Annotated in this window: 22 protein-coding genes; 6 read left to right on the top strand and 16 right to left on the bottom strand. The window is 67.7% G+C overall.

All coding sequences use genetic code 11. From position 1 onward, the window contains the following. Window positions 1–345 precede the first annotated feature (345 nt). The gene (locus tag HWX39_RS27935) at window positions 346–1,722 is read left to right on the top strand and encodes a nucleobase:cation symporter-2 family protein (protein ID WP_175970949.1); all 1,377 of its coding nucleotides are present in this window, start codon (window positions 346–348) and stop codon (window positions 1,720–1,722) included. 380 nt (window positions 1,723–2,102) lie between these two features. On the opposite strand, the gene HWX39_RS27930 is transcribed toward HWX39_RS27935, so the two are convergent. From HWX39_RS27930 to HWX39_RS27920, 3 genes are read right to left on the bottom strand one after another with little or no spacing between them, the layout of a single operon-like run. After that, window positions 2,103–3,626, bottom strand: a complete 1,524-nt coding sequence (locus tag HWX39_RS27930; RefSeq protein WP_175970948.1) for an efflux transporter outer membrane subunit — start codon at window positions 3,624–3,626, stop codon at window positions 2,103–2,105. Continuing rightward, window positions 3,626–6,826, bottom strand: coding sequence for an efflux RND transporter permease BpeB (gene bpeB, locus HWX39_RS27925; RefSeq protein WP_175970947.1), 3,201 nt, complete (start codon window positions 6,824–6,826; stop codon window positions 3,626–3,628). Before bpeB ends, HWX39_RS27930 begins: the two co-directional genes overlap by 1 nt. Window positions 6,827–6,841: 15 nt before the next feature. Beyond that, complete coding sequence (locus HWX39_RS27920) at window positions 6,842–8,119, bottom strand: efflux RND transporter periplasmic adaptor subunit (RefSeq protein WP_175970946.1); 1,278 nt, start codon at window positions 8,117–8,119, stop codon at window positions 6,842–6,844. Between the two features lie 402 nt (window positions 8,120–8,521). Between HWX39_RS27920 and HWX39_RS27915 the strand changes: the two genes are divergently transcribed. Beyond that, window positions 8,522–9,163: a TetR family transcriptional regulator gene (locus HWX39_RS27915; RefSeq protein WP_175970945.1), complete on the top strand. Its 642-nt coding sequence runs from the start codon at window positions 8,522–8,524 to the stop codon at window positions 9,161–9,163. A gap of 87 nt (window positions 9,164–9,250) precedes the next feature. Here HWX39_RS27915 and HWX39_RS27910 read toward each other — a convergent pair whose 3' ends face one another. After that, window positions 9,251–9,928, bottom strand: a complete 678-nt coding sequence (locus HWX39_RS27910) for a cysteine hydrolase family protein (protein ID WP_175970944.1) — start codon at window positions 9,926–9,928, stop codon at window positions 9,251–9,253. Window positions 9,929–10,088: 160 nt separating this feature from the next. Between HWX39_RS27910 and HWX39_RS27905 the strand changes: the two genes are divergently transcribed. Beyond that, the gene (locus HWX39_RS27905; RefSeq protein ID WP_175970943.1) at window positions 10,089–11,105 is read left to right on the top strand and encodes a helix-turn-helix domain-containing protein; all 1,017 of its coding nucleotides are present in this window, start codon (window positions 10,089–10,091) and stop codon (window positions 11,103–11,105) included. Window positions 11,106–11,147: 42 nt separating this feature from the next. On the opposite strand, the gene HWX39_RS27900 is transcribed toward HWX39_RS27905, so the two are convergent. The 7 genes from HWX39_RS27900 to HWX39_RS27870 form a co-directional block, all read right to left on the bottom strand. Then, the gene (locus HWX39_RS27900; protein WP_175970942.1) at window positions 11,148–11,855 is read right to left on the bottom strand and encodes an SRPBCC domain-containing protein; all 708 of its coding nucleotides are present in this window, start codon (window positions 11,853–11,855) and stop codon (window positions 11,148–11,150) included. Window positions 11,856–11,884: 29 nt separating this feature from the next. Further along, window positions 11,885–12,244, bottom strand: coding sequence for a DUF427 domain-containing protein (locus HWX39_RS27895; RefSeq protein WP_175956505.1), 360 nt, complete (start codon window positions 12,242–12,244; stop codon window positions 11,885–11,887). A 131-nt stretch (window positions 12,245–12,375) separates the two neighbouring features. Continuing rightward, window positions 12,376–12,813, bottom strand: a complete 438-nt coding sequence (locus HWX39_RS27890; protein WP_175970941.1) for a carboxypeptidase-like regulatory domain-containing protein — start codon at window positions 12,811–12,813, stop codon at window positions 12,376–12,378. 105 nt (window positions 12,814–12,918) lie between these two features. Next, on the bottom strand, window positions 12,919–14,403 hold the full coding sequence (locus HWX39_RS27885) for a DegQ family serine endoprotease (protein ID WP_175970940.1): 1,485 nt from the start codon (window positions 14,401–14,403) through the stop codon (window positions 12,919–12,921). 111 nt (window positions 14,404–14,514) lie between these two features. Next, window positions 14,515–15,861 (bottom strand): ATP-binding protein, encoded by a 1,347-nt coding sequence (locus HWX39_RS27880; RefSeq protein WP_175970939.1) that lies wholly within the window; start codon window positions 15,859–15,861, stop codon window positions 14,515–14,517. Between the two features lie 3 nt (window positions 15,862–15,864). Further along, entirely contained in the window at window positions 15,865–16,527 is a 663-nt protein-coding gene (locus tag HWX39_RS27875; protein ID WP_175956497.1) for a response regulator, read from the bottom strand. After that, window positions 16,494–16,715 carry a hypothetical protein gene (locus HWX39_RS27870; RefSeq protein WP_175970820.1) on the bottom strand — a complete coding sequence of 74 codons (222 nt, stop codon included), beginning with the start codon at window positions 16,713–16,715 and terminating at the stop codon, window positions 16,494–16,496. The genes HWX39_RS27875 and HWX39_RS27870 overlap by 34 nt, the downstream gene beginning before the upstream one ends. Between HWX39_RS27870 and dacB the strand changes: the two genes are divergently transcribed. The 3 genes from dacB to HWX39_RS27855 all read left to right on the top strand — a co-directional run bounded on the left by dacB (window position 16,714) and on the right by HWX39_RS27855 (window position 20,783). Beyond that, a complete protein-coding gene (gene dacB / locus HWX39_RS27865; RefSeq protein WP_175970938.1) occupies window positions 16,714–18,240 on the top strand; it encodes a D-alanyl-D-alanine carboxypeptidase/D-alanyl-D-alanine-endopeptidase in 1,527 nt (508 codons plus the stop codon). The two genes, HWX39_RS27870 and dacB, sit on opposite strands and share 2 nt — an antisense overlap. Window positions 18,241–18,633: 393 nt before the next feature. After that, entirely contained in the window at window positions 18,634–19,548 is a 915-nt protein-coding gene (locus HWX39_RS27860; RefSeq protein ID WP_175970937.1) for a sterol desaturase family protein, read from the top strand. Window positions 19,549–19,643: 95 nt separating this feature from the next. Then, complete coding sequence (locus HWX39_RS27855) at window positions 19,644–20,783, top strand: SGNH/GDSL hydrolase family protein (protein ID WP_175970936.1); 1,140 nt, start codon at window positions 19,644–19,646, stop codon at window positions 20,781–20,783. Between the two features lie 81 nt (window positions 20,784–20,864). Here the strand turns inward: HWX39_RS27855 and HWX39_RS27850 are convergent, their stop codons facing one another. From HWX39_RS27850 to fba, 5 genes are all read right to left on the bottom strand, one after another. Continuing rightward, complete coding sequence (locus HWX39_RS27850; RefSeq protein ID WP_011353063.1) at window positions 20,865–21,893, bottom strand: L-threonylcarbamoyladenylate synthase; 1,029 nt, start codon at window positions 21,891–21,893, stop codon at window positions 20,865–20,867. Window positions 21,894–21,901: 8 nt separating this feature from the next. Continuing rightward, entirely contained in the window at window positions 21,902–23,098 is a 1,197-nt protein-coding gene (locus tag HWX39_RS27845; RefSeq protein WP_175970935.1) for a 5-(carboxyamino)imidazole ribonucleotide synthase, read from the bottom strand. A gap of 80 nt (window positions 23,099–23,178) precedes the next feature. Further along, window positions 23,179–23,700 (bottom strand): 5-(carboxyamino)imidazole ribonucleotide mutase, encoded by a 522-nt coding sequence (purE, locus tag HWX39_RS27840; RefSeq protein ID WP_039360624.1) that lies wholly within the window; start codon window positions 23,698–23,700, stop codon window positions 23,179–23,181. A gap of 16 nt (window positions 23,701–23,716) precedes the next feature. After that, window positions 23,717–24,607, bottom strand: coding sequence for a phosphoribosylaminoimidazolesuccinocarboxamide synthase (locus HWX39_RS27835; protein ID WP_175956483.1), 891 nt, complete (start codon window positions 24,605–24,607; stop codon window positions 23,717–23,719). Window positions 24,608–24,840: 233 nt separating this feature from the next. Beyond that, on the bottom strand, window positions 24,841–25,905 hold the full coding sequence (fba, locus tag HWX39_RS27830) for a class II fructose-bisphosphate aldolase (protein ID WP_175970934.1): 1,065 nt from the start codon (window positions 25,903–25,905) through the stop codon (window positions 24,841–24,843). Window positions 25,906–25,959 lie beyond the last annotated feature (54 nt).

Below are 25,959 nucleotides of genomic sequence, written 5' to 3'. Positions count from 1 at the left end.
CGGATGCCGGCCGGGTTCAACCCGGCTGCGCCTTGCGGGCAAAAGCGGCCGTTCGCGGGTTAACCCGCCACGATTTTTCCCAGGCACTTTTTGCCACTATGCACCCCGCCCGATACACACCATAAAGCGGCCGATATTTGACACGGGGGCCAGCGCTATTTTGAAGGGCTATAAAACCGGGAAACCTCACTCCTGCGGCTGTTTCCCGATGATCGACACCCTGTTTCATGCCGAATTGGCATATCGAACCCGCAAAGAGCGGAATAGTACCCAGCGCTCTTGTTGCGTGGATTCATTCCGCATAACTTCGTATCACCCCGAAAACAAGATCATGGAGTGAGACAGATGCAATCGAACACGGTCCATCCGTGCGATGAGGTGCTGCCGACCGGCAAGCTGGTAACGCTTGGCCTGCAACACGTCCTCGTCATGTACGCCGGCGCTGTCGCCGTGCCGCTTATCGTCGGCGCCGCGCTCAAGCTGCCGAAAGACCAGATCGCGTTCCTGATCAGCGCCGATCTGTTTTCGTGCGGCGTCGCCACGCTGATCCAGACACTCGGCCTGTGGATCTTCGGGATCCGCCTGCCCGTCATCATGGGCTGCACGTTCGCGGCAGTCGGCCCGATGATCGCGATCGGCACCAACCCCGGCCTCGGCATCCTCGACATCTTCGGCTCGACCATCGCGGCCGGCATCATCGGCATCGTGCTGGCGCCGATGATCGGCAAGCTGTTGCGGTTCTTCCCGCCCGTGGTCGTCGGCACCGTGATCGCGGTGATCGGACTGTCGCTGATGGAAGTGGGCATCAACTGGGCGGCCGGCGGCGTCGGCAACCCCGAATACGGCAGCCCCGTCTATCTCGGCCTGTCGCTGCTCGTGCTGACACTGATTCTGCTGATCAACAAATACGGCCGCGGCTTCATCGCGAACATCTCGGTGCTGCTCGGCATCGTCGCCGGCTTCGCGATCGCCTTCGCGATCGGCCGCGTGAATACCGACGGCGTCGCGCACGCACCGTGGGTCGGCTTTGTGATGCCGTTCCACTTCGGCCTGCCGCATTTCGACCCGCTGTCGATCGTGACGATGGTCACGGTGATGTTCGTCACGTTCATCGAATCGACCGGCATGTTCCTCGCGGTCGGCGACATGGTCGATCGCCCGGTCAACCAGGAGCGCCTCGTGCGCAGCCTGCGCGTCGACGGCCTCGGCACGCTGATCGGCGGCATCTTCAACTCGTTCCCGCACACGTCGTTCTCGCAGAACGTCGGCCTGATCGGCGTGACGGGCGTGAAAAGCCGTTTCGTATGCGCCACCGGCGGCGTGATCCTCGTGCTGCTCGGCCTGTTCCCGAAGATGGCGCAGGTCGTCGCGTCGGTGCCGCCGTTCGTGCTCGGCGGCGCAGGCATCGTGATGTTCGGGATGGTGGCCGCGAACGGCATCAAGGTGCTGTCGAAGGTCGACTTCGTGAACAACAGCCACAACCTGTTCATCGTCGCCGTGAGCGTCGGCATGGGCCTCGTGCCGGTCGTGTCGCCGCACTTCTTCTCGAAGCTGCCGCCCGCGCTCGCCCCGATCCTGCACAGCGGCATCCTGCTGGCATCGGCGACGGCCGTGATCCTGAACGTCGTGTTCAACGGCGTGAAAGGCGAAAAGGACGCACGCTGCGACATCCGCCGCGCCGGACACGACTTCGACGGGCGGCCCGCCGACGTGCACCACTGATCGCCACGCGCCGGACGACGGCGCGAAGCGGTCACGAAAGACGCCACGGCATGCCGTGGCGTTTTGCTTGGCGGGGGCGGGACTGTACGCGGGGATCGGACGGCCTGACGGCCAGACAGCCGGTCATGGCGCGTGAAAGCCGGTCGCCCGCGGGCGCGGCACCGGATGCCGGTTCGGTTGGCCACGCAGAATGATGGGGCCGGCGCAACAAATCGCACCGGAGTCCGATGCGCGCATCGTCACCCGATCCGTCTTCGCGCCGCTCGATTCAGGCATGCAAAAGAAAACGCCACGGACTTTCGTCCGTGGCGTTTTCGATACCGCAAACAGCCGGTTCGAAGGACAAGCGCGATCGAGACCGCGCCTGCCCCTCCTTGCGCTTACCCGTTCGCTGCCGCTGCCGACGCAGGCGCCGGAGCGGCCGCCTTGTCGTAGTCGACCGGCGCATCCGGCGCGCGCGGCGTCTCGCCGGCCCGCTCGATCCACCCGCCGCCCAGCGAACGGTACAGGTTGACCAGGTTGGTCCAGCGTGCGAGACGTGCATTGATCAGCGTCTGCTGCGCGTTGTACAGGTCCGTCTGCGCGGTCAGCACCAACAGGTAGCTGTCGACACCGTTCTTGTAACGCAGGTCCGACAGGTCGAAACGTCGCTGCTGCGCGTGCTCGTTGCGCTCGAGCGCGGCGATCTGCTGGTCGTACGTGCCGCGTGCAGCCAGCCCGTCGGCCACGTCGCGGAACGCCGACTGGATCGCCTTCTCGTAGTTGGCGATCTCGATGCGCTTCTGCACGTGCGCCAGGTTCAGGTTCGCGATGTTCTGACCGCCCTCGAAGATCGGCATCGTGATCTGCGGCGCAAACGACCACGCCGCCGTGCCGGCCTTGAACAGGCCGCCGAGCGTCGGGCTTCCGGTGCCGAACGCGCCCGTCAGCGAGATCTTCGGGAAGAACGCCGCGCGCGCCGCACCGATGTTCGCGTTCGCGGCCAGCAGCGACTGCTCGGCCTGCATCACGTCGGGGCGACGCGTCAGCAGATCCGACGGAAGGCCCGCCGGCACGTCCGTCAGCAGGTTCTGCGCGTCGAGCGGCATGCCCGCCGGCAGATCGTCCGGCAGCGGCTCGCCGATCAGCAGCACCAGATAGTTCAGCGCCTGCGCACGCGCACGCGCCTGCTCCTGCTGGTTCGCGAGCGCCGTCTCGACGACCGTCTGCGCCTGGCGCAGGTCGAGCTCGGTGCCCGTGCCGTTGTCGAACTGCAGCTTCGTCAGGTTGTACGAGTCCTGCGCCGTCTTCAGCGTGTTCTCGGTAACCTTCAGCAGATCCTCGGTCGACAGCAGCGTCAGGTATTGATCGGCCACCTGCGATACCAGCGAGATCTCCTGCGCTTGACGCGCATAAGACGTCGACAGGTACTGCGCGAGCGCCTGGTCCTTCAGGCTCTGCACGCGGCCGAACAGGTCGAGTTCCCACGACGCCGAAAGGCCGACGTTGTAGGCACGCGAGATGTACGGCGCGCCCGTCGTCGACAGGCCCTGCGGCACGCGCTGGACGTTACCCGTGCCCGTACCGTCGAGCGTCGGGAACAGCCCCGCGCGCGTGATCTGGTACTGCGCGCGCGCCGCCTCGATGTTCAGCACCGACACGCGCAGGTCGCGGTTGTTTTTCAGCGCGATCTCGATCAGCCGCTGCAGGCGCGGATCGACGAAGAACTCGCGCCAGCCGATGGCGGTCGCCGCCTGGCCGTTCGCGCTGCGCGCGCCGGCCGCACCCGGCTGCGTCGCGTAGACGCCGCCGGCAGGGTACGCCTGCGCGACGGGCGCGTCGGGCCGCTTGTAATGCGGCGCCATCGTGCAGCCCGTGGCAAGGAGCGCGACCGCGATTGCAGTCAAAGCGTGTTTTTGCATCATCACTGTCCCTTGTTGCCTTCGTCGCCGTTGCCCGGCTTCTCTTCGTGGTGCGAGTGCTCCTGAGCCAGGCGCAGCGCCTCGTCGACGTCCTCCTTCTCGCCGCTGAAGATCGCGCGGATCTTCACGAAGAACATCGGGATCATGAAGATCGCGAGGAACGTCGCCGTGATCATCCCGCCGATCACGCCCGTACCGATTGCGTGCTGGCTGGCCGAACCCGCGCCGTTGCTGATCGCGAGCGGCATCACGCCGAGAATGAACGCGAGCGACGTCATCAGGATCGGACGCAGCCGCAGGCGCGCCGCTTCCAGCGCGGCCTCGATCGGCCCCATCTTCTCCGTCGTCTGCAGTTCGCGCGCGAACTCCACGATCAGGATCGCGTTCTTCGCGGACAAGCCCACGGTCGTCAGCAGGCCGACCTGGAAGAACACGTCGTTCTCGAGGCCGCGCATCGTTGCCGCAAGCAGTGCACCGATCACGCCGAGCGGCACCACCATGATCACCGAGAACGGGATCGACCAGCTTTCATACAGCGCCGCGAGACACAGGAACACGACGAGGATCGAGATCGCGTACAGGATCGGCGCCTGCGAGCCGGACTGGATTTCCTGGAACGACAGGCCGGTCCACGAATAGCCGATACCGACCGGCAGCTTCTTCGCGAGCCCTTCCATCGCGGCCATCGCCTGGCCGGTCGACTTGCCCGGTGCGGCCTGACCCTGGATTTCCATCGCCGACACGCCGTTGTAGCGCTCGAGCTTCGGCGAACCATACGTCCAGTGACCGGTCGCGAACGAACTGAACGGCACCATCCCGCCCGACCCGTTGCGCACGTACCAGATGTTCAGGTCGTCCGGCGTCATCCGGAACGGTGCGTCTGCCTGCACGTAGACCTTCTTGATCCGGCCATCGGTATCGAGGAAGTTGTTCACGTACTTCGACGCCCATGCGATCGAGAACGTCTGGTCGATCGCATCCGCCGTCACGCCGAGCGCGTTCGCCTTCTCGCGGTCGATGTCGACCTTGTACTGCGGCGTATCGTTCAGGCCGTTCGGACGCACACCCTGCAGCGTCGGATCCTTCGAGGCCATCCCGAGCAGTTGGTTACGCGCGGCCATCAGCGCGTCGTGGCCGAGACCCGCGTTGTCCGTCAGCTCGAAGTCGAAGCCGGCAGCCGTACCGAGTTCGGGAATCGACGGCGGGTTGAACGGGATCACCATCGCGTCCTTGTAGCCCGCGTAGCGCCCGAACATCCGGCCGATCAGCGCCTGCACCTTCTGGTTCGCATGCTGACGCTGCGAGTAGTCCTTCAGGCGCACGAACACGAGACCGGAGTTCTGGCCGCGGCCGGCGAAGCTGAAGCCGTTGACCGTGAACGCCGATTCGACGATGTCCTTCTCGTCCTTCAGCAGGTAGTCGGAAATGTTCGCGAGCGTCTTCGCGGTCGTTTCCTGCGTCGAGCCCGACGGCGTCTGCACGATCACGAACATCAGGCCCTGGTCTTCATCCGGCAGGAACGACTTCGGCAGGCGTACGAACAGCAGGCCGACCGCGACGATCACGACCAGGTAGATGATGAGCCAGCGGCCCGAGCGCTTGATCACGTGGTGCACGCCGACGTGGTACTTGTCGCGGCTGTTGTTGAACGTGCGGTTGAACCAGCCGAAGAAGCCCTTCTTCTCTTCGTGATGCCCTTGCGGGATCGGCTTGAGGATCGTCGCGCACAGCGCCGGCGTCAGAATCAACGCAACGAGCACCGACAGCACCATCGCCGACACGATCGTCAGCGAGAACTGGCGATAGATCGCGCCGACCGACCCGCCGGAGAACGCCACCGGCACGAACACCGCCGACAGCACGAGCGCCACGCCGACGAGTGCGCCGGTGATCTGGCCCATCGCCTTGCGGGTCGCCTCCTTCGGTGACAGGCCCTCTTCCGCCATCACCCGCTCGACGTTCTCCACGACCACGATCGCATCGTCCACCAGCAGGCCGATGGCGAGCACGAGGCCGAACATCGACAGCGTGTTGATCGAGAAGCCCACCATCGACATGATCGCGAACGTGCCGAGCAGCACGACCGGCACCGCGATCGTCGGGATGATCGTCGCCCGCAGGTTCTGCAGGAACAGATACATCACGAGGAACACCAGCACGATACCTTCGAGCAGCGTCTTGACCACTTCCTCGATCGACAGCTTCACGAACGGCGTCGTGTCGTACGGGTACTTCACGACGAGGCCGTGCGGGAAGAACGGTGCCAGTTCGTCGATCTTCGCGCGCACGGCCTTCGCGGTCGCGAGCGCGTTCGCGTTGGTCGCGAGCTGGATACCGAGTGCCGCGGTCGGCTGACCGTTGTACTTCGTGTCGAAGTTGTAGTTTTCACCACCGAGTTCGATCTTCGCGACATCCTTCAGGCGAACCTGCGAGCCGTCCTGGTTGACCTTCAGCAGGATGTTGCCGAACTGCGCGGGCGTCTGCAGCAGCGTCGATTCGGTGATCGTCGCCTGCAGCATCGTGCCCGGCTTGGCCGGCGTGCCGCCGATCTGGCCGCCCGCGATCTGCACGTTCTGTGCGGAGATCGCGGTCGACACGTCGACCGGCGTGAGGCTGTAGTTCGTCAGGCGGTTGGCATCGAGCCAGATCCGCATCGCGTACTGCGAGCCGAACAGCGTGACGGTACCGACGCCGTTCAACCGGCTGATCGGGTCCTTCACGTGCGACGCCACGAAGTTCGCGAGGTCGTACTTGTTCATGCTGCCGTCTTCGGAGTTGAAGGCGAGCACCAGCAGGAAGCTGCTGCTCGACTTCGTCACCGAGAGGCCGAGCTGCTGCACGACCTGCGGCAGGATCGGCGTCGCGAGCGACAGCTTGTTCTGCACCTGAACCTGTGCGATGTCGGCGTTGGTACCCGGCGCGAAGGTCAGCGTGATCGTCGCGTTGCCCGAGTCGTCACTGGTCGACGACATGTACAGGAAGTTGTCGAGACCGCTCATCTGCTGCTCGATCACCTGCGTCACCGTGTCTTCCACCGTCTTCGCGGAAGCGCCCGGGTAGTTCGCGGTGATCTGGATCGATGGCGGCGCGATCGTCGGATACTGCGAGATCGGCAGCGTGAAGATCGCTGCAACCCCGGCCAGCATCAGGATGATGGCGATCACCCACGCAAAGATCGGGCGATCGATAAAAAACTTTGCCATGAAACAGGCTCCCTGTTATTGCGCGCTCGAAGCAGCGGCAGCACTCGCCGGCGCAGCGCCCGATGCGGCAGCACCGGAAGCGGCAGCGGCGCCGGAACCGGCGGCAGCCGGCGCGGCGGACGCGGCAGCAGCACCCGAAGCGGCATCGGCCGCCGGTGCGAGCTGCGCGGCGACGGTCTTCACGGTCGCACCCGGGCGCACCTTCTCGACGCCCTGCACGATCACGTGATCGCCCGCCTGTAGACCGCCTTCGACGATCCAGTTCGGGCCCTGCATGCCCGTCGTCTTCAGCGGACGCGGCTCGACCTTGTTGCTGGCGTTCACCACCATCGCGATCGCCTGGCCCTTCTGGTCATGCGTCACGCCGATCTGCGGCACCAGGAACGCGTTCTCGTTCACGCCTTCCTCGATCCGCGCACGCACGAACATGCCCGGCAGCAGCACGCGGCCCGGGTTCGGGAACACCGCGCGGATCGTCACCGAGCCGGTGGTCTGGTCGACCGTCACGTCCGAGAACTGCAGCTTGCCCGGCTCCGAGTAGGTCTTGCCGTCTTCCAGGATCAGCGACACCTTCGCCGCGCCCGGGCCGCTCGTCTTCAGGCGGCCGCTCTGCACGTCCTGGCGCAGCTTCAGCCCGTCGAGGCTCGACTGCGTGAGGTCCACGTACACCGGATCGAGCTGCTGCACCGTCGACATCAGCGTCGCCTGGCTCGCCTGCACGTAGGCACCCGGCGTCACCTGCGAGATGCCGACGCGGCCGGTGATCGGCGACACGACATCGGTATAGCCGAGGTTGATCTGCGCGGTGTCGACCGCTGCCTTGCCGGCCGCGACGTCCGCCGCGGCCTGGCCTTGCGTGGCCACCGCGTTGTCGTAGTCCTGCTTGCTGACCGCGTTCGCGGCCACCAGCACCTTGTAGCGTGCGACCAGCGCGTTCTGCGTGACGAGGTTCGCCTGCGCCTTCGCGAGCGTCGCCTTCGCGCTGTTCAGCGCGGCGACGTACGGCGCCGGATCGATCTTGTACAGGCGCTGACCGGCCTTGACGTCGGTGCCTTCGGTGAATTCACGGCGCAGCACGATGCCGTCGACCCGTGCGCGGACCTGCGCAACGAGGAATGCACTGGTGCGGCCCGGCAGGTCGGTGAAGACCGGTACGGCTTGCGGCTGGACGGTGACGACGCCGACTTCCGGTACTTGCGGCGGCGGTGCCGATTCTTTTTTTCCGCACGCGGCCAGGAAAACGGCGGCCGTCGCGACAGTGATTAAGCGGTATGGAACCCGTTCGACGCGCATGGAGCGACCTCTGTGTGTAACCAATGGAATAAGTGCCGCACCCCACCGGAGGGAGTGCAACACGGATGCGCCTCACGGCGCAGATCGAACACCTGAAATACTGGACTGCTAGATACAGCAAGCGGCACGAAACCTCCGTGCCGACAGGTTGCCCCGCAACTGCGGACTGGTACTTTGGCGGGAATCAGCAGAGTGGGATATTAACTGATTGCCACTTGGGTCATTCGATCGTAGGGTGGTATTGTATATACATTCATGAATGTATGTAAAAAGCCCGTTTATGCTCCGCCCGCGGTCCAGTCTTACGGATTGTTACCAGTCGCAAGCATAGCCGGTCTGTCTGGCTGCGACGAGGGTTGCAGACCCCATATTCACCTACGATCATTCCAATCAGGCCTGCACATGGTCAGACGTACCAAGGAGGAGGCGCTCGAGACGCGCAATCGCATTCTCGACGCCGCCGAGCACGTGTTCTTCGAGAAGGGCGTGTCGCATACGTCGCTCGCGGACATCGCCCAGCATGCCGGCGTGACGCGCGGCGCAATCTACTGGCATTTCTCGAACAAGAGCGAACTGTTCGACGCGATGTTCGACCGCGTGTTTCTGCCGATCGACGAGCTGAAGCGGATGCCGCTCGACGCGCCGGGCGGCAATCCGCTCGAGAAGATTCGACAGATCCTGATCTGGTGCCTGCTCGGCGTGCAACGCGACGCGCAGTTGCGCCGCGTGTTCAGCATCCTGTTCATGAAGTGCGAGTACGTCGCCGACCTGGAGCCGTTGTTGCAGCGCAACCGTGCGGGAATGAGCGAGGCGCTGCATGCGATCGACGCCGATCTCGCGGGGGCCGTGCGGCTCAAGCTGCTGCCCGAGCGGCTCGATACGTGGCGCGCGACGCTGATGCTGCACACGCTCGTCAGCGGTTTCGTGCGCGACATGCTGATGCTGCCCGACGAGATCGACGCCGAGCAGCATGCGGAAAAGCTCGTCGACGGCTGTTTCGACATGCTGCGCTACAGCCCGGCGATGCTGAAAGACGGCGACTGACCGCGCGACGCGCGCGCCTGCGGTTTTCGTTTCATCGGGCGGCGCACCGTGCCGCACCAACGCGCTGCCCCCTTCCCCCCGCCCGGTTCAGGCCGCCTTCGCGCGTTGCGCGCGGGCCAGCTGGTTCGATGCGGCGACCGAGCCACGCTTGGGCATCGGCGCACCGGCCAGTCCCGCGATCCACGCGTCGGTCGGCATCACGGCCGCGAAATTCGACTGGAACACCACCGTGTACGCGCGGTGAATCTCCTCGGCGCTCGCCGCGCCGGCTTCGTTCTCGTAAGGCAGCGCGCCCGTCGCGTCGTCCAGGTACTCGACATTCAGCCCCGCGTGCGCCGCGTGATAAACCGTCGACGCATTGCAGTTGTGCGTCATGTAGCCGGCAACCGCGAGCGTGTCGATCCCGTGCGCCTCGAGCCACGCGGCGAGGTCGGTCCCGGCAAACGAGCTTGCCTGCTTCTTCTCGATCAGGTGCGCGTACGGCCGGCCGGCGACGACCGCGTGCAGCGCGACGCCGTCGGAGCCGGGCGCGAAGATCGGCGCGCCGGCCGGCGCGACGTGCTGGACGACGATCACGGGCACGCCGGCCGCATGCGCGGCATCGATCGCGCGGCCGATGTTCGCGAGCGACACGTCGAGCGGCGGATACTCGATGGGCAGATTGCCCGTCACGTATTCGTTCTGGACGTCGATCACGATCAGCGCACGGCGGGAAGCCGGAGGGGAAACGATCGGGGAAGCGGAATGCGGGACGGCGTTCGACATGACGGGCTCCTGGTCCGGGGCGCGGCCCCGCCCCGGAACGGGACGGCCAGCGGCGCGATGCGATGCGATGCGATGCATTGTCGGTGCGCATCGTTCACGCAGATAGTGGCCCGATAGTCATTCTTCGATAAAATCGGGCCATCGCCATTCCGGAGCCCCCATGACCGCCGCCGCCTCGTCCACCCGGCCCGCCCCGCCCGTTCCGACCGTCGTTGCCGTGATCGCGTACGACGGCATCAGCCCGTTCCACCTGTCGGTGCCGTCGGTCGTGTTCGGCAAGGAGCGCGACGCGGCCGCGTCGCCTGCGTTCGAGTTTCGCGTCTGCTCGGCCGAGCGTGGCCCGCTGTCGACGACGGGCGGCTTCACGATCACCGCGCCATACGGGCTCGACGGGCTCGACGATGCGGACATCGTCATCGTGCCGGCATGGCGCGATCCGGACGAAGCGCCGCCCGACGTGCTGCTCGACGCCGTCCGCGCGGTCGCCGCACGTGGCGCGCAGCTCGTCGGGCTGTGCCTCGGCGCCTACGTGCTCGCCGCGGCCGGCCTGCTCGACGGCCGCCCGGCCACCACGCACTGGGCGTGGGCCGAAGACTTCGCGCGACGCTTTCCGCGCGTGAAGCTCGATCCGGACGTGCTGTACGTGGACGACGGCAACCTGATGACGTCGGCCGGCACGGCAGCCGGGCTCGACTGCTGCCTGCACGTCGTCCGGCTGCGCTTCGGCTCCGACGCCGCGAACCAGATCGCGCGCCGCCTCGTGATCCCGCCGCACCGCCAGGGCGGGCAGGCGCAATACGTGCCGCAGCCGGTCGCCGCGCACCCGCGCGATGCACGGCTCGCGGGGCTGCTCGACTGGGTGCGCGCCCACCTCGACGCGGCGCACAGCGTCGACTCGCTCGCCGAACGCGTGCTGATGAGCCGGCGCACGTTCACGCGCCACTTCCGCCAGGCGACCGGCACGACCGTCACCGCGTGGCTGCAGGCCGAGCGGCTCGCGCGCGCGCAGCATCTGCTGGAGACCACCGGACAATCGATCGACGCGATCGCGCAAGCGGCCGGCTACGGGTCGAGCGTGTCGCTGCGCCAGCATTTCGCGGGCACGCTCGGCACGTCGCCGTCGGCGTATCGAAGGGAATTTCGCGGCGCCGGAGCCGGCGCCGAGGTCGTGCGGTAACGCGCGTGTCGAGCGGGCCTCGCAGCGGAACCGCCCGGCCGCTCAGCCGCCGTTGATCCAGCGTGCCGCGTAAAGCAGCAGCGCGACGAAGACGATCATCGCGGCCCACGCCCACACGGGCACCGTGCCGGAGCCGCGATGCGGGAGCGCGCTGGCGGCACGCCCGGTCAGCGCGCCGCCGAGGTGCGGCGGCAACGCACGCTTGGTCGCGGCCACCAGCGACGCCGGCCGCAGGAACACGTGCTGGCGCCGTGGCGCGGCCGAGCGCGCGCGATTCGGCGCAAGACCGTGCTTCGCCTGCACGACCGCACAGAATTCACGGAAGAAATCGTCGGTCCATTCGCGCAGCGTATTTTCGATCTGCCGCCCCGGAAGCTCGGTGAGCGGGCCGCTCGCCGTCGCCCAGACCACGTACTCGATGCGCGTGGCGTTGGCGTCGTCATCCGGCATCAGGACAAGTTCGACCTGGCCGCGCAGCGCGCCGAGCCCGTCGGCCCGCGCCTTGAAGTTGAGCACGCGGCGCGGCTGCCCTTCCGCGTCGCCCTGCTCGGCGGCAGCATGCGCACGCACGTCGTAGCGCGCGCGCAGCGGGCCGAGCGGCACCGTGATCGTCAACGCAAACTCGCCATGCGCAAGCTTCACGAAGGATTCGCAATGCTCGAAGCTCGCGCGCAGCAACGCGAGATCCTCGAACGCTTCCCGCACGACAGGCGGGGCGAGCGGTATGCGTAACGTGTCGTTCAGTTCCATGACGCCTCCCCCGATGAACACGCGCTGCATCAGGACGTCTCGACGAGACTGTCGATCCGTGCAGCGTCGAAGGCCACGTAGTGCGCGAGCGCCAGCGCGGCCTCCTTCGGTTCCTCGTAACTCCATGCGGCGTTCTCGATCACGCCGTCTTCGGTCTGCAAGTCGAAGTGCACGGCCTCGCCCCTGAGCGGGCAGGCCGACGTGACGCCTGATTTCACAAGCCGGCGCATGTTGACGTCGCCGCGCGGCAGGTAGTGGGTGTCCGGCAGGCCCGTTTCGCGCACGGTCAGCGCGCCGTGCGAATCGGCGTACGTGATGCCGCGATGGATAACGCGAACGCGATGGCGGTTCGGCACGATTTCGAGACGAGGGTCGGCTGCGTCGGACATCGTTTCTCCTTGGGGCGGTCAGGCCAAGCCAGGCTCAGGAAACGAAAAAGCCACGGCACGGGTGCCGTGGCTTTCATTATGGGCGAAACCGCAGCCGAATGCGCGACCCGCTCGGGGCCGCGCGCGGCGAGCTACTGCGCGCTCCACTGGAATGCGGTTTTCGCACCACCCTTCGCGCCGACCGTGACGGCGCGGGATTCCTCGTTGCCCTGGTACGACGCATGCACCGTATAGCGGCCCGGCGGCACCTTCACGAGCATGTATGGCCCGCGCGCGTCGGTCTTCAGCACTTCGGTACCCTTGCCGTCGACGATCCGCACATGGACGTCGGCCAGGAACTCGCCGCCCTTGCCGGTGAACCGCAGCGCCAGCGGCCAACTCGACTCGTTGCGCTGGAACGCCGTCGATTCGTCCTGTCCGACGCCGCCGGACACGAAGGTGACGTCGCCCTGCTGGCGCGCGGCGGGCAAGCCGTCCGACTGCGCGTACGCGCCGGTCGCCCCGGCTGCGAGGCCGGCGGCCAGCGCCGCGGCGACGGCAAATCGGGACACGTTGCGTAGATATTGCATGGCTCTCTCCTTGGGGTCGGAACACATACAGGGCGCCGAGTCACCCATTCAGAACGGCGGCGGCGCCCGCCGCGGCCGGCCTGGCCGGCCGTCGGCCGTGGCCGGTCAGCTCAGGTCGACCGGCACGAAGATCTGCGCATTATCGCGCTGGATCAGCAGAGCAAGACTGTTGCCCGCCCCCTTCACCGCGTCGCGCAGCTGCTCGGGGCTCGTGACCGGGCGGCCGTTGACCGCGAGGATCACGTCGCCGGGCTGGATGCCCGCGTTGGCGGCCGGCCCGCCGGCCTGCTGCACGATCAGCCCGTGCGACAGGTTGTCGGCACTGCGCTCCTGCGGCGACAGCGGACGCACCGCGACGCCCAGGCGGCCCTGCTCGACCGGCCCGTTGTCGTTCGACGCGAGTTTCGCATCGGCCATCGCGCCGAGCGTCACGCTGATCGACTTCTTCGACTTGTCGCGCCAGATCTGCAGGTCGGCCTTCGAACCCGGCTTCAGGTTCGCGATCTGCGCGGGCAGCGACGTCGAATCGGCGACCGGCGAGCCGTTGACCGACAGGATCACGTCGCCCGGTTGCAGGCCCGCCTTCGCGGCCGGGCCGTTCGGGTCGACGGAGCTGACGAGCGCGCCGTCCGGCTTCTGCAGTCCGAACGAGCTCGCGAGCGTCTGGTTCAGCCCCTGCACGGCGACACCGAGGCGGCCGCGGCTCACGTGGCCCGTCTTCACGAGCTCGTCCTTCACCTTGATCGCCTCGTTGATCGGGATCGCGAACGACAGGCCCTGGAAGCCGCCCGTCTGCGAATAGATCATCGAGTTGATGCCGATCACCTCGCCTTGCAGGTTGAATAGCGGGCCGCCCGAGTTGCCGGGGTTCACCGGCACGTCGGTCTGGATGAACGGCGTGTAGTTCTCGTCCGGCAGCGCGCGCGACTTCGCGCTGATGATGCCCGACGTGACCGTGTTGTCGAAGCCGTACGGCGAACCGATCGCGACGACCCACTGGCCGACCTTGCTCTGCGCCGGGTCGCCGATCTTCACGGTCGGCAGGCCGCTCGCGTCGATCTTCAGCACCGCGACATCGGACTGCTTGTCCGAGCCGACGACCTTCGCCTTGTATTCGCGCTTGTCGGTCAGCTTGACCGTGACGACGTTCGCGCCGTCGATCACGTGCGCATTGGTGAGGATGTACCCGTCGGAGCTGATGACGAACCCGGAACCGAGGCTCGCGCTCGGCTGGTCGTCCGGCTGCGCGTCGCCGCCCATGCCCGGCACCTGGCCGTAGAAATGCTTGAAGAACTGGTAGAACGGATCGCTCGGGTCGATCGGCAGTTGCGGCTGCGGGACGCGCCGCGACACCTGCTTCACGACGTGCTTCGCGCTGATGTTCACGACCGCCGGGCCGTAGGTCTCGACGAGCCCGGAGAAATCGGGGATGCCGGTCTTGGCGGCCGCTTCGGCCGGCATCAGCGCGGCAGCCTGCGCGGGCGTGATGATCTGCGGATCGGCGCGGCGCGTGCCGGCGACGTAGCCGGCGGACAGGGCGGCCGCCACGGCGACCGCGACGGCGCCGCGCGCAAGGAATCGGGTGTTCATCGTAGGACCTCCTCTTTGTTAGAACGCAGCGTAACGACCCTGACTTAAAGGAGGCTTAATCAGCCTTAAGCGGGGCTTAAGCGGCCGCCGGCGCCCGCCCGGCGGCGTTCTTCACACGGATTCGGACGGCTGCGGCGCCTCGGCCGGCATCTCGGCATCGCAGAACACGACGCTGACGAGCAGGCCGCCCGCGGCCGCGTCGCCGAGCGACACCGTCGCGCCCTGCTGCGCCGCCACGCGCTTGACGATCGCGAGCCCGAGCCCGCTGCCCGACACGTCGGTGCGCGCCCGCGCGGAGCTGTCGCGGTAGAAGCGGTCGAACACGCGCTCGCGCTCGTCGGCCGGAATGCCGGGCCCGCTGTCGCCGATCTGCACGCATGCGCGACCGGCCGCGTCGCGGGTCAGCGACACGTCGATGCGGCCGCCGTCCGGCGTGTACTTCACCGCGTTGTCGAGCAGGTTGCCGAACATCACGCGCAGCGCGCCGACGTCCGCGACGACGCTCGCCGCGCGCGTCTCCTCGAAACCGAGATCGATGTCGCGCCGCTGCGCGAGCGGCGCAAGCGCGGCCACGCATTCGGCGAGCAGCGCCTGCAGGTCGACCGGCTCGCGCATCGTCGCGCCATCCGGTTCGGCGCGTGCGAGCGCAAGCAGTTGCTCCGTGAGGCGCGTCGCACGCGACACACCATCCTGGAGATCCGCAACCGCCTCGCGGCGCGATGCGTCGTCCTTCGCGCGGGCGACGAGCTGCGCCTGGATCTGCACGGCCGCGAGCGGCGTGCGCAGTTCGTGCGCGGCGTCGGCCACGAAGGCCTTCTGCGTGTCGAGTGCGGCCGACAGCCTCGCGAGCAGCCCGTTCAGCGCCCGTACGAGCGGCTGCACCTCGAGCGGCAGGCGCGCATCGGGGAGCGGATCGAGCGCCTCCGGCCGGCGTGCCTCGACCGCGCGCGTCACGCGGCCGAGCGGTGCGAGCCCGCGCCCGACGATCACCCACACGGCCGCGCCGAGGAACGGCAGCAGCACGATCAGCGGCCACAGCGTGCGCAGCGCGACGTTCGCCGCGAGCCGGTTACGCACCGACAGCGGCTGCGCGAGCTGCACGACGTTGTCGCCGACGATCGCCCCGTACACGCGCCATTCGCCGCGATCGGTGCGCTCGGTCGAGAAGCCGAGCTCCGCGCGCGGCGCGATCGGCGCACGCGGATGCGAGAAGTACATCAGCACGCCGTTGCGGTTCCATATCTGGATCACGATGCCTTCGTCGCCGTTGGTGCGCGAACCGAACACCTGCGAGAACGGCTCGGACGGCAGGGCCGCTGCGATTTCCTGCAACTGGTAGTCGAACAGTTCGTTCGCCTCGGCGAGCGCCTGCCGGTAGATGAGCCAGCCCGCGATACCCACGCCCGCGACGACGATCGCGAGCAGCCAGATCAGCAATTGATGACGAATCGACCTCACGCGTCAGCTTTCCTTGACGACCATGTAGCCGAGCCCGCGCACGTTGCGGATCAGGTCCGAGCCGAGCTTCTTGCGCAGCGCGTGGATGTAGACCTCGACCGTGTTGCTGCCGATCTCCTCGCCCCAGCCGTACATCTTCTCCTCGAGCTGGCTCTTCGACAGCACCGCGCCGGGCCGTGCGAGCAGCGCCTCGAGCAGCGCGAACTCGCGCGCGGACAACGCGACGGGCACGCCGTCGAGCGTCACCTGGTGCGAAGCGGGATCGAGTGTCAGCGCGCCATGGCGGATCAGCGATTCGCTGCGCCCGGCCTGGCGGCGGATCAGCGCGCGCATCCGCGCGCCCAGTTCATCGAGGTCGAACGGCTTGACGAGGTAGTCGTCGGCGCCCGCGTCGAGCCCCTTCACGCGATCGGCCACCGCGTCGCGCGCGGTGACGATCAGCACCGGCAGCGCCAGCCCGCGTGCGCGCAGCGTGCGCAGCACGTCGATGCCGTCGCGCTTCGGCAGGCCGAGATCGAGCAGCAGCAGGTCGTACGCCTCGCCGCCGAGCGCCGTCAGGGCGGCGTCGCCGTCCTGAACCCAGTCGACCGCAAAGCCGTCCGAGCGCAGCGCCTTGCGCACGCCTTCGGCAATCATTCGATCATCTTCGACAAGCAGAATCCGCATCGGGACAGGCATCCATGGGGCAGGTCAAACACGCCGACCATTGTAGCGCCGCGAATCGCATGCGCGGCACCGTGCAATGCAACAGAAAGGCGGATTGCAAGGGGGCTGTCCGGACTTGTCTCTACAATGTGCGCTTTGGCGCCGCGCGCGCCCTGCCCGAACGTCGTGCTTCTCCCGTATTCGCTCATGCCGATTTCCGATCTTTCCACCCGGTTCGCCCCCCGTGCCTGCCTGCGGGCAGCCGCCGTCGTCGCCACCTGCACGGCCCTCGCCTTCGCGCCCGCCGCGCAGGCCCGCAAGAAATCCCACAAGGAAGCGCACAAGACGACCGTCGTGTCGCCCGCCGCACGCGCGGCCGGCCTGCCGGCGTCCGTGCTCGTCGCGCTGCAGCGCGCGAAGGTGCCGGCGTCGGCGATGAGCGTCATCGTCGAGCGCGTCGGCGATCCGGAACCGCTGATCGCGTGGAATGCGAGCCGGCCGATGCTGCCCGCGTCGACGATGAAGCTCGTGACGACCTTCTCGGGCCTGTCGATCCTCGGCCCCGACTACCGCTGGCGCACGACCGCCTACACGGACGGCACGATCGATCCCGACGGCACGCTGCAGGGCAACCTGTACATCAAGGGCACCGGCGATCCGAAGCTCGTGCCCGAAGAGCTGATCGACCTCGTCGACAAGCTGCGCAAGGCCGGCGTCAAGCGCGTGAGCGGCGGCCTGGTGCTCGACAAGAGCTACTTCGCGACATCGACGCGCGATCTCCCTTCGTTCGACGACGACGCGAGCGCGCCGTACAACGTCGGCCCCGATCCGCTTCTGTACGCGTTCAAGGCCGTGTCGTTCACCGTCACGCCGGGCGACGACGGCAAGGTGGCCGTCGACGTGCTGCCGCCGCTCGCGGACCTGTCGATCGACAACCAGCTGGTCGAAGGTACCGGCTCGTGCAGCGCGGCCGCCGCGGCCGCGCGTCCGACACTGACCGCCGGCGGCGGGATCATGACCGCCTCGTTCGCCGGCGACTACCCGTTGCGTTGCGGCGCGCACACGACCAACCTCGCGATCCTCGATCACACGACGTTCTTCGCGCGCGGCTTCCTCGCGCTGTGGCAGCAGGACGGCGGCACGATCGCCGGGCCGGTGAGCGAAGGCAAGGTGCCGCCCACCGCGCGGCCCCTCGCCGTGCATCACAGCCCGGTGCTCGGCAGCATCGTCTACGACATCAACAAGTTCAGCAACAACGTGATGGCGCGCAACCTGTTCCTGACGATCGGCGCGGTCGGCGGCAAGCCGCCCGCGACGCCCGAGCAGTCGAGCCGCGTGATCCAGGCGTTCCTGCAGAAGAACGGCATCGCGATGCCCGACCTCATGCTTGAAAACGGCTCGGGTCTGTCGCGCGAAGAGCATGTGAGCGCGCTGTCGCTCGCCGCGCTGCTGCAGGCCGCGAACGCGAGCCCCGTCGCGCAGGCCTTCATCGATTCGCTGCCGATCGCCGGCATCGACGGCACGATGAAGAACCGCCTCACCAACGCCGGCGTGCTCGGCAACGCGCACATCAAGACCGGCACGCTACGCGACGTGCGCGCGATCGCCGGCTACGTCGCCGGCGCGGACGGCCAGAGCTACGTCGTCGTGAGCTTCATCAACAACGATCACGCGGAAGGCGCGCGCGCCGCGCACGACTCGCTGCTCGAGTGGATCTACGCGGGCGCCCACTGACGTTTCCGCGCGCCGCGACACACGGCGGGCCTGCGGCCGGCGCGCGTCGGCTCGCCTCCGCATTGAGCCGCACCCGCACAACGGGTCGACCTGGCGGGCCGCCGGGGCGACCCGCCAGCGCGCCTGCACACCGACCTGCGCCCTCCCCGGTTTGAAACGGTAGCCGCCTCCGGCGCGCGACGCACCGCGCAGCACCTGCGCCCGCAAAACAGGGCCATACCGCCCGGCCCCGTGCCGCGCGGCTTCCGTAAAAACCCTGTCCTCAGAGGGAACCCTCTACGCTCCCCCCTCGCCTAGCGCGTGGCGATTGCGTAGGCTGTTGGCCTGACCGATATCTACAACGGGCCATACGCCCGGCCTCAAGGCTTGCAGGGGAAAGAAGGAGACACGCCCATGCGATTCGACGTCGAATTGCTTCTGCTCGCGCTGGCGCCCGTCTTCCTGCTCTGCATCGCGTGGGAGGCCTGGCACCTCGCCCGCACTCGTGCGCAGGACCATGTCTATGCGTGGCGCGACACGCTGTGCAACGCGGCGCTCGCGCTGATGCACCAGGGCGCCGACAAGATCGCGTGGCTGTTCGTGATCCCCGTCTATGCGTACTGCTACCAGCACTATCGCCTGTTCACGTGGCACGACGGCTGGCTGTCGTTCACCGTGCTGTTCGTCGCGCAGGATTTCCTCTACTACGTATTCCATCGCGCAAGCCATCGCGTGCGCTGGCTGTGGGCCGCGCACGTCGTGCACCACTCGTCCGAACGGATGAATTTCTCGACCGCGTTCCGCCAGAGCCTGATGTACCCGGTCGCGGGGATGTGGGTGTTCTGGCTGCCGCTCGCGTTCGCGGGCTTTCCGCCGCAACAGGTCGTCGGCATCGTGCTGATCAACCTCGCGTTCCAGTTCTTCGTGCACACGCAGGCGATCGGCAAGCTCGGCTGGCTCGAATACGTGCTGAACACGCCGTCGATCCACCGCGCACACCATGCGCGCAACCCGCGCTACATCGACCGCAATTACGCAGGCGTCCTTGTGATCTGGGATCGCCTGTTCGGCAGCTATGTCGAGGAAGCGCCCGACGATCCGCCGCAGTACGGGATCGTCGAGCGGCTCGACTCCAACAACCCGCTCGTCGCGACGTTCCACGAGTGGGTATCGATGGCCGGCGACGCGTTGCGCGTCGACGGCTGGCGCAACAAGCTGCGCGCGATTTTCGGCCCGCCCGAATGGGCGAGCGCTTATCATGCGCAGATTGCCGAGGCCGCGAACCCCGATCCGCGCACCGTGCCGCTTGCGGCTGCGCGAGACCAATAAACCGTTTCAGCCAACGGCCGCCGCGCAGCCCGGAACCGAGCAGGCACGCGGCAGATGAGAAACACATCAGGCCATATCTACGAGGAGATCGAACGATGCAGACACAACAACACGCACCCGCCCGCACCCGCCAACGCATGCTGCGCACCGCGCAGGTCGCGATCGCCGGCGCCGCGCTCGCGCTGCTCGCCGCATGCGGCGGCGGTGACGACAACAACAGCAGCAGCGCATCGAACACGCCGCCGTCGGGCGTAAAAATGCAGATCGTGTCGTTCGGCGACAGCCTGTCCGACGCGGGCACCTACTCGCAGATCAAGCTCGGCTTCGGCGGCGGCCGCTTCACGACCAACCCGGGTCAGGTGTGGACGCAGAACGTCGCGCAGTACTACGGCGACACGCTGCAGCCCGCGAACCAGGGCGGTTTCGGCATTCCGCTGCAGGCCACCGGCGGCCTCGGCTACGCACAGGGCGGCTCGCGCGTGACGCAACAGCCGGGCATCGGCCACGCGGACGCCAGCGTGCCGAACGCCGACTACGCGCAGGCGACCACGACGCCGATCGCCGACCAGGTCAAGCAATACCTGTCGCAGCACGGCAGCTTCAACGCCGGCCAGATCGTGCTGATCAACGGCGGCGCGAACGACATCTTCTACCAGGCGCAAGTCGCGCAGGCGCAAGGCAACACGCCGGCCGCCCAGCTCGCGGCAGCGCAGGCGATCGGCCTGGCCGCGCAGCAGCTCGGCGGGATCGTCCAGCAGATCGTCGCGGCTGGCGCAACGCACGTGTTCGTCGCGAACGTGCCGGACATCGGCGGCACGCCGCTCGCGCTGCAGGGCGGCACGCAAGCCGCGTTCACGCAACTGTCGGGGCTGTTCAACCAGACGCTCGTCGGCACGCTCGCCGCGCTGAAGGTCGACACGACGAAGTACGCGGTGGTCGATTCGTTCACGTGGCAGGACGGCATCGCGGCCAACTACCAGGCGAACGGCTTCAGCGTGTCGAACACCGACACCGCCTGCAACCTGAAGGCGATGGTCCAGGCCGCCACGCAGTACGGCGTCGCGAACGCAACCGCATTCGGCTCGTCGCTGTTCTGCTCGCCGCAGACCTACACGGTCGCGAACGCGGACCAGACCTACATGTTCGCCGACACGGTCCACCCGACGACGCGCCTGCATGCGCTGTTCGCGCAGTACGTCGAACAGCAGATCGCGAAGTCCGGCGTCGGCAAGTAAGCAGCCGGCCACGCGCCCAAACGAAAACGCCCGACCGGTTTGCCGGTCGGGCGTTTTTTCATTCCAGTGCCGGGATTGGCGTCAATCGCGCGCTTCGAACGCGGCCGCCGCGCGGCCGAGGCGATCGTTGACCGCGATCCATTCGACGGTCTCGGGCAGCTTCTCGACGAGAATCCGCGCAACCTGCGCGCGGTCGAGCGCACGCAACATCCCGTACAGGTCGCGCGCATACGCCTGCGGATCTTCCGGCGCCGCGACGAAATGCACGCCGTCGGCCTGCGCCCAGCGTCCCGCGCGCGAGGCGCGTGCGACGAGCGCGACACGCTCGCCATCGGTCTGCGCGGCCGCGAGCAGCGGCTCGAGCGCGTCGAACGGCAGCAGCGCGAGCGGCGTGCGCGGCGCGTAATGCGCTTTCAGCGTACCCGACGCACGCGGCGCGGTCGCATCGCTGCCGTCCGGCAGCCGCGGGGCGCGACCGAGCACGTCGGCGATCTGCTGCGGCGTCACGTGGCCCGGACGCAGCAGCGCCGGAAAGCCGCGCGACAGGTCGAGAATCGTCGATTCGATACCGACTTCCGATGCGCCGCCGTCAAGCACGTGCACGGTGTCGCCGAATTCGTCGCGTACGTGCTGCGCGGTGGTCGGGCTCACATGGCCGAACCGGTTCGCGGACGGTGCGGCCACGCCGCCATGCCCGCCGCGCCGCGCGCTGAACGCGGCCAGCAGCGCCTGCGCGACCGGATGCGACGGACAGCGCAGCCCGACCGAATCCTGGCCGCCGCTCACGGCGTCCGGAATGCGCGCATGACGCTTCAGGATCAGCGTCAGCGGGCCCGGCCAGAACGCATCGATCAACGCCTGCGCGTCGGCCGGCAGATCGTCGGCCCAGTAACCGGGATCGCCGCCCGGCGGCAGGTGCACGATCACCGGATGATTCGCGGGGCGCCCCTTCGCCGCGTAGATGCGTGCGACGGCCTCGGGATTCGCCGCGTCACCGCCAAGCCCGTAGACGGTTTCGGTCGGAAAGGCGACGAGCTGGCCCGCATCGAGCAGCGCGGCGGCCGCGTCGATCTGCGCGGCCGTCACCGAGTTCGGGAGATCGATGGACATCGGCCGGCTCAGTCGAGCGGCACGCGCAGCAGCTGCGCGCACGCGGTGGCCGCGGCAACGGCTTCGTCGCGCGTTTCAGCCGTGAAGTTCACGTGACCCATCTTGCGGCCGACGCGCGCCTCTTCCTTGCCGTACAGGTGCAGGTGCGCTGCGGGCATCGCCGCGACCGTGTCCCACGGCGGCGTGACGGCATCGGCCGCGGCCCCGTTCGGGAACCACACGTCGCCGAGGATGTTCAGCATCGCGGCCGGCGAATGCTGGCGCGGGTTGCCGAGCGGCATGCGCGTCATGGCGCGCACCTGCTGCTCGAACTGGCTCGTTGCGCACGCATCGACCGTGTAGTGGCCGGAGTTGTGCGGGCGTGGCGCCATCTCGTTCGCGACGAACGAACCGTCTTCCAGCACGAAGAATTCGACGCACAGCACGCCGACGTAGTCGAGCGTATCGGCAATCCGCACGGCGGCCTGCTGCGCCTCTTCGACGCGCGCGGCATCGGCGGCCGGCGCGGGCACGACCGTCAGCGCGAGGATGCCGTTGTGATGCACGTTCTGCGCGAGCGGGAACGCGGCCGAGCGGCCGTCCGCGCCGCGCGCGATCAGCGCCGACACTTCGTATTTCAGCGGCAGGCGCTTCTCGAGCACGCACGGCACGCCGTTCAGCGCCGCATGCGCGTCGCGCGCTTCCTGTGCGGTGCTCACGCGCACCTGGCCCTTGCCGTCGTAGCCGAGCCGCGCGGTCTTCAGGATGCCCGGCAGCACCGCGTCGAGCGCGGCATCGTCGAGCGCAGCGAGTGCCGCCGGCGATTCGATCACGACGTGCGGCGCGACGGGCACGCCCGACGCTTCGATGAAGCGCTTCTCCGCGATCCGGTCCTGTGCGATCGCGACGCAGCGGCCGGCCGGCGCGACGAACGTCGTGCGCGCGAGGAAATCGAGGCTCGCGGCCGGCACGTTCTCGAACTCCGTCGACACCGCGTCGCACAGGTCGGCCAGCTCGGCGAGCGCGGCTTCGTCGTCGTAGGCCGCGCGCAGGTGGCGGTCGGCGACCGCGCCGGCGGGGCTCGTCGGATCGGGATCGAGCACGGCGACGCGATAGCCCATCGACTGGGCGGCAAAGCAGAACATGCGGCCGAGCTGGCCGCCGCCGACCATGCCAAGCCACGCGCCGGGCAGGATCGGGGAAACGGAATCAGGAGTTGCGGTCATGTCAGTGGTCGGTCGCGGCGGGCGCTGCCCGCCGCAGTGGGGAGGTCAGGCGGCCGCGACGCGCGGCCGCCGGTGCGCCGTCATTCCAGCGGCGGCAGCACCATAGCGTGCGCGGCTTCGTTCTGACGCACGCGGAACGCGGCGAGCCGGTTCGCATAGTCGACCGAGTTGCCGGACAGGATCGACACCGCGAACAGCGCGGCGTTCGCAGCGCCGGCCTCGCCGATCGCGAACGTCGCGACCGGCACGCCCTTCGGCATCTGCACGATCGAGTGCAGCGAATCGACACCCTTCAGGTACTTGCTCGCGACCGGCACGCCGAGCACCGGCACCGTGGTTTTCGCGGCCAGCATGCCGGGCAGGTGCGCGGCGCCGCCGGCGCCCGCGATGATCGCGCGCAGCCCGCGCTCGCGCGCCTTCTCGGCATAGTCGAACATCTCGTCGGGCATCCGGTGCGCGGACACGACCTTCGCTTCGTACGGCACGCCGAATTCCTGCAGGATGGCAACCGCGTGCTTCATCACGTCCCAGTCGGAACTCGAACCCATCAGCACGCCGACGAGCGGCGCGCTGTGCGTGTGGGCAGTCTGAACTTCGCTCATGTGTTCCGTTCCCCGATCAAGCGAGCGCCTGGCCCGTGATGCGCTCGAGCGCTTCCTGGTACTTCGCGGCCGTCTTCTCGACGACGTCGGCCGGCAGCGCCGGCGCCGGTGCCGTCTTGCCCCACGGCTGCGCCTCGAGCCAGTCGCGCACGAACTGCTTGTCGAACGACGGCGGGTTCGTGCCGACTTCGTACTGGTCGGCCGGCCAGAAGCGCGACGAGTCGGCCGTCAGCACTTCGTCCATCAGGTACAGCTTGCCGTGGTTGTCGAGGCCGAATTCGAACTTCGTGTCGGCGATGATGATGCCGCGCGTTGCCGCGTAGTCGGCCGCTTCCTTGTACAGCTTGATCGAGATGTCGCGGATCGTCGCGGCCAGCTCGGTGCCGATGCGGCGCTCGGTTTCCTCGAACGTGATGTTCTCGTCGTGCTCGCCCATCTCGGCCTTCGCGGCCGGCGTGAAGATCGGCTCGGGCAGCTTCTGCGCGTTCTGCAGGCCTGCCGGCAGCGGCACGCCGCACACGGCGCCCGACGCCTGGTATTCCTTCCAGCCGCTGCCGGCCAGGTAGCCGCGCACGACCGCTTCGATCATGATCGGCTCGAGGCGCTTGACGACCACGCCGCGGCCCTTCACCTGCTCGACCTCGTCGGCCGCGACGACGGCTTCCGGCGCGTCGCCCGTCAGGTGGTTCGGCACGATGTGCGCGAGCTTGTCGAACCAGAAGTTCGCCATCTGGTTCAGCACGCGGCCCTTGTTCGGAATCGGCTCGCCCATCACCACGTCGAATGCCGACAGGCGATCGGTCGTGACGATCAGGAGCTTGTCGTTGCCGACCGCGTAGTTATCGCGGACCTTGCCGCGACCGAGGAGCGGCAGCGAGCGGAGCGTGGATTCGTAGAGGGTAGACATCGTCTTTTCGCAGATAAGGAGCCAAACCAAAAGGGAAACGCCGTTCCCCGCGGCAGGCGGGAACGGCGGTCTTGCAATACGTCGGCGAACCGGCCGGGCGACGGCGCCCGGGCGATTGCCGGCCGGCCCTCGTTCGGCCGGACGGAGCGGCTGCCCGGGGCCGGATCAGACCCGGCAGGACGGCCTTGCCGTTGCCCGATGCCAGCATCGGGCGCGGCAATCGTACTACAGTCTCAGCGCACGACCTGTGCGAGCGCGCCGGACTTGTACTGCTCGGCGATCTTGTCGAGCGACACCGGCTTGATCTTGCCGGCCTGGCCTTCGCAGCCGAACGCGAGGTAGCGGTCGACGCAGACCTGCTTCGTCGCTTCGCGCGCGGGCTTCAGGTAGTCGCGCGGATCGAACTTGCCCGGGTTCTCGAACAGGTAGCGGCGGATCGCACCGGTGATCGCGAGACGCAGGTCGGTGTCGATGTTGATCTTGCGCACGCCGTGCTTGATGCCTTCCTGGATTTCCTCGACCGGCACGCCGTAGGTTTCCTTCATGTCGCCGCCGAATTCGCGGATCTCGGCCAGCAGTTCCTGCGGCACCGACGACGAACCGTGCATCACGAGGTGGGTATTCGGGATGCGCGCGTGGATTTCCTTGATGCGCTGGATCGACAGGATGTCGCCCGTCGGCTTCTTCGAGAACTTGTACGCGCCGTGCGACGTACCGATCGCGATCGCGAGCGCATCGCACTGCGTGAGCTTCACGAAGTCGGCAGCCTGCTCCGGATCGGTCAGCAGTTGCTCGCGGGTCATCGTGCCTTCCGCGCCGTGACCGTCTTCCTTGTCGCCCTTCATCGTCTCGAGCGAGCCGAGCACGCCGAGTTCGGCTTCGACCGTCACACCGATCGAGTGCGCCATCTCGACGACCTTGCGCGACACGTCGACGTTGTACTCGTACGACGCGACCGTCTTGCCGTCGGCTTCCAGCGAACCGTCCATCATCACGCTGGTGAAGCCGCTGCGGATCGCGGCCATGCAGACCGCCGGCGACTGGCCGTGATCCTGGTGCATCACGACCGGAATGTGCGGGTACGACTCGACGGCTGCTTCGATCAGGTGGCGCAGGAACGGCTCGCCCGCGTACTTACGCGCGCCGGCCGATGCCTGCATGATCACGGGCGCGCCGACCTGGTCCGCCGCCGCCATGATCGCCTGGACCTGCTCCAGGTTGTTCACGTTGAAGGCCGGCAGGCCGTAACCGTGCTCTGCCGCGTGGTCCAGCAATTGACGCATTGATACGAGAGGCATTGTGGAACTCCTTGGAATGAAAACCGGTGCGCCCTGACGCCGGCGCGGCGCTCG

This window comes from Burkholderia sp. BCC0322, from assembly GCF_902833045.1.
Taxonomy (GTDB): Bacteria; Pseudomonadota; Gammaproteobacteria; order Burkholderiales; family Burkholderiaceae; genus Burkholderia.
Note: the sequence above shows the minus strand (reverse complement) of the source record. Positions and strands in the feature narration are given on the sequence as shown.

Bases quoted from the DNA above. Each gene is read 5' to 3' on its own strand.
- HWX39_RS27890 (WP_175970941.1), bottom strand. From the start codon at position 12,813: ATGCAATATCTACGCAACGTGTCCCGATTTGCCGTCGCCGCGGCGCTG.
- HWX39_RS27930 (WP_175970948.1), bottom strand. From the start codon at position 3,626: ATGATGCAAAAACACGCTTTGACTGCAATCGCGGTCGCGCTCCTTGCC.
- HWX39_RS27920 (WP_175970946.1), bottom strand. From the start codon at position 8,119: ATGCGCGTCGAACGGGTTCCATACCGCTTAATCACTGTCGCGACGGCC.
- HWX39_RS27915 (WP_175970945.1), top strand. From the start codon at position 8,522: ATGGTCAGACGTACCAAGGAGGAGGCGCTCGAGACGCGCAATCGCATT.
- HWX39_RS27860 (WP_175970937.1), top strand. From the start codon at position 18,634: ATGCGATTCGACGTCGAATTGCTTCTGCTCGCGCTGGCGCCCGTCTTC.
- HWX39_RS27870 (WP_175970820.1), bottom strand. From the start codon at position 16,715: ATGAGCGAATACGGGAGAAGCACGACGTTCGGGCAGGGCGCGCGCGGC.
- HWX39_RS27900 (WP_175970942.1), bottom strand. From the start codon at position 11,855: ATGGAACTGAACGACACGTTACGCATACCGCTCGCCCCGCCTGTCGTG.
- purE (WP_039360624.1), bottom strand. From the start codon at position 23,700: ATGAGCGAAGTTCAGACTGCCCACACGCACAGCGCGCCGCTCGTCGGC.
- HWX39_RS27845 (WP_175970935.1), bottom strand. From the start codon at position 23,098: ATGACCGCAACTCCTGATTCCGTTTCCCCGATCCTGCCCGGCGCGTGG.
- dacB (WP_175970938.1), top strand. From the start codon at position 16,714: ATGCCGATTTCCGATCTTTCCACCCGGTTCGCCCCCCGTGCCTGCCTG.
- HWX39_RS27850 (WP_011353063.1), bottom strand. From the start codon at position 21,893: ATGTCCATCGATCTCCCGAACTCGGTGACGGCCGCGCAGATCGACGCG.
- fba (WP_175970934.1), bottom strand. From the start codon at position 25,905: ATGCCTCTCGTATCAATGCGTCAATTGCTGGACCACGCGGCAGAGCAC.
- HWX39_RS27855 (WP_175970936.1), top strand. From the start codon at position 19,644: ATGCAGACACAACAACACGCACCCGCCCGCACCCGCCAACGCATGCTG.
- HWX39_RS27835 (WP_175956483.1), bottom strand. From the start codon at position 24,607: ATGTCTACCCTCTACGAATCCACGCTCCGCTCGCTGCCGCTCCTCGGT.
- HWX39_RS27895 (WP_175956505.1), bottom strand. From the start codon at position 12,244: ATGTCCGACGCAGCCGACCCTCGTCTCGAAATCGTGCCGAACCGCCAT.
- HWX39_RS27935 (WP_175970949.1), top strand. From the start codon at position 346: ATGCAATCGAACACGGTCCATCCGTGCGATGAGGTGCTGCCGACCGGC.
- HWX39_RS27875 (WP_175956497.1), bottom strand. From the start codon at position 16,527: ATGCGGATTCTGCTTGTCGAAGATGATCGAATGATTGCCGAAGGCGTG.
- HWX39_RS27910 (WP_175970944.1), bottom strand. From the start codon at position 9,928: ATGTCGAACGCCGTCCCGCATTCCGCTTCCCCGATCGTTTCCCCTCCG.
- HWX39_RS27885 (WP_175970940.1), bottom strand. From the start codon at position 14,403: ATGAACACCCGATTCCTTGCGCGCGGCGCCGTCGCGGTCGCCGTGGCG.
- HWX39_RS27905 (WP_175970943.1), top strand. From the start codon at position 10,089: ATGACCGCCGCCGCCTCGTCCACCCGGCCCGCCCCGCCCGTTCCGACC.
- bpeB (WP_175970947.1), bottom strand. From the start codon at position 6,826: ATGGCAAAGTTTTTTATCGATCGCCCGATCTTTGCGTGGGTGATCGCC.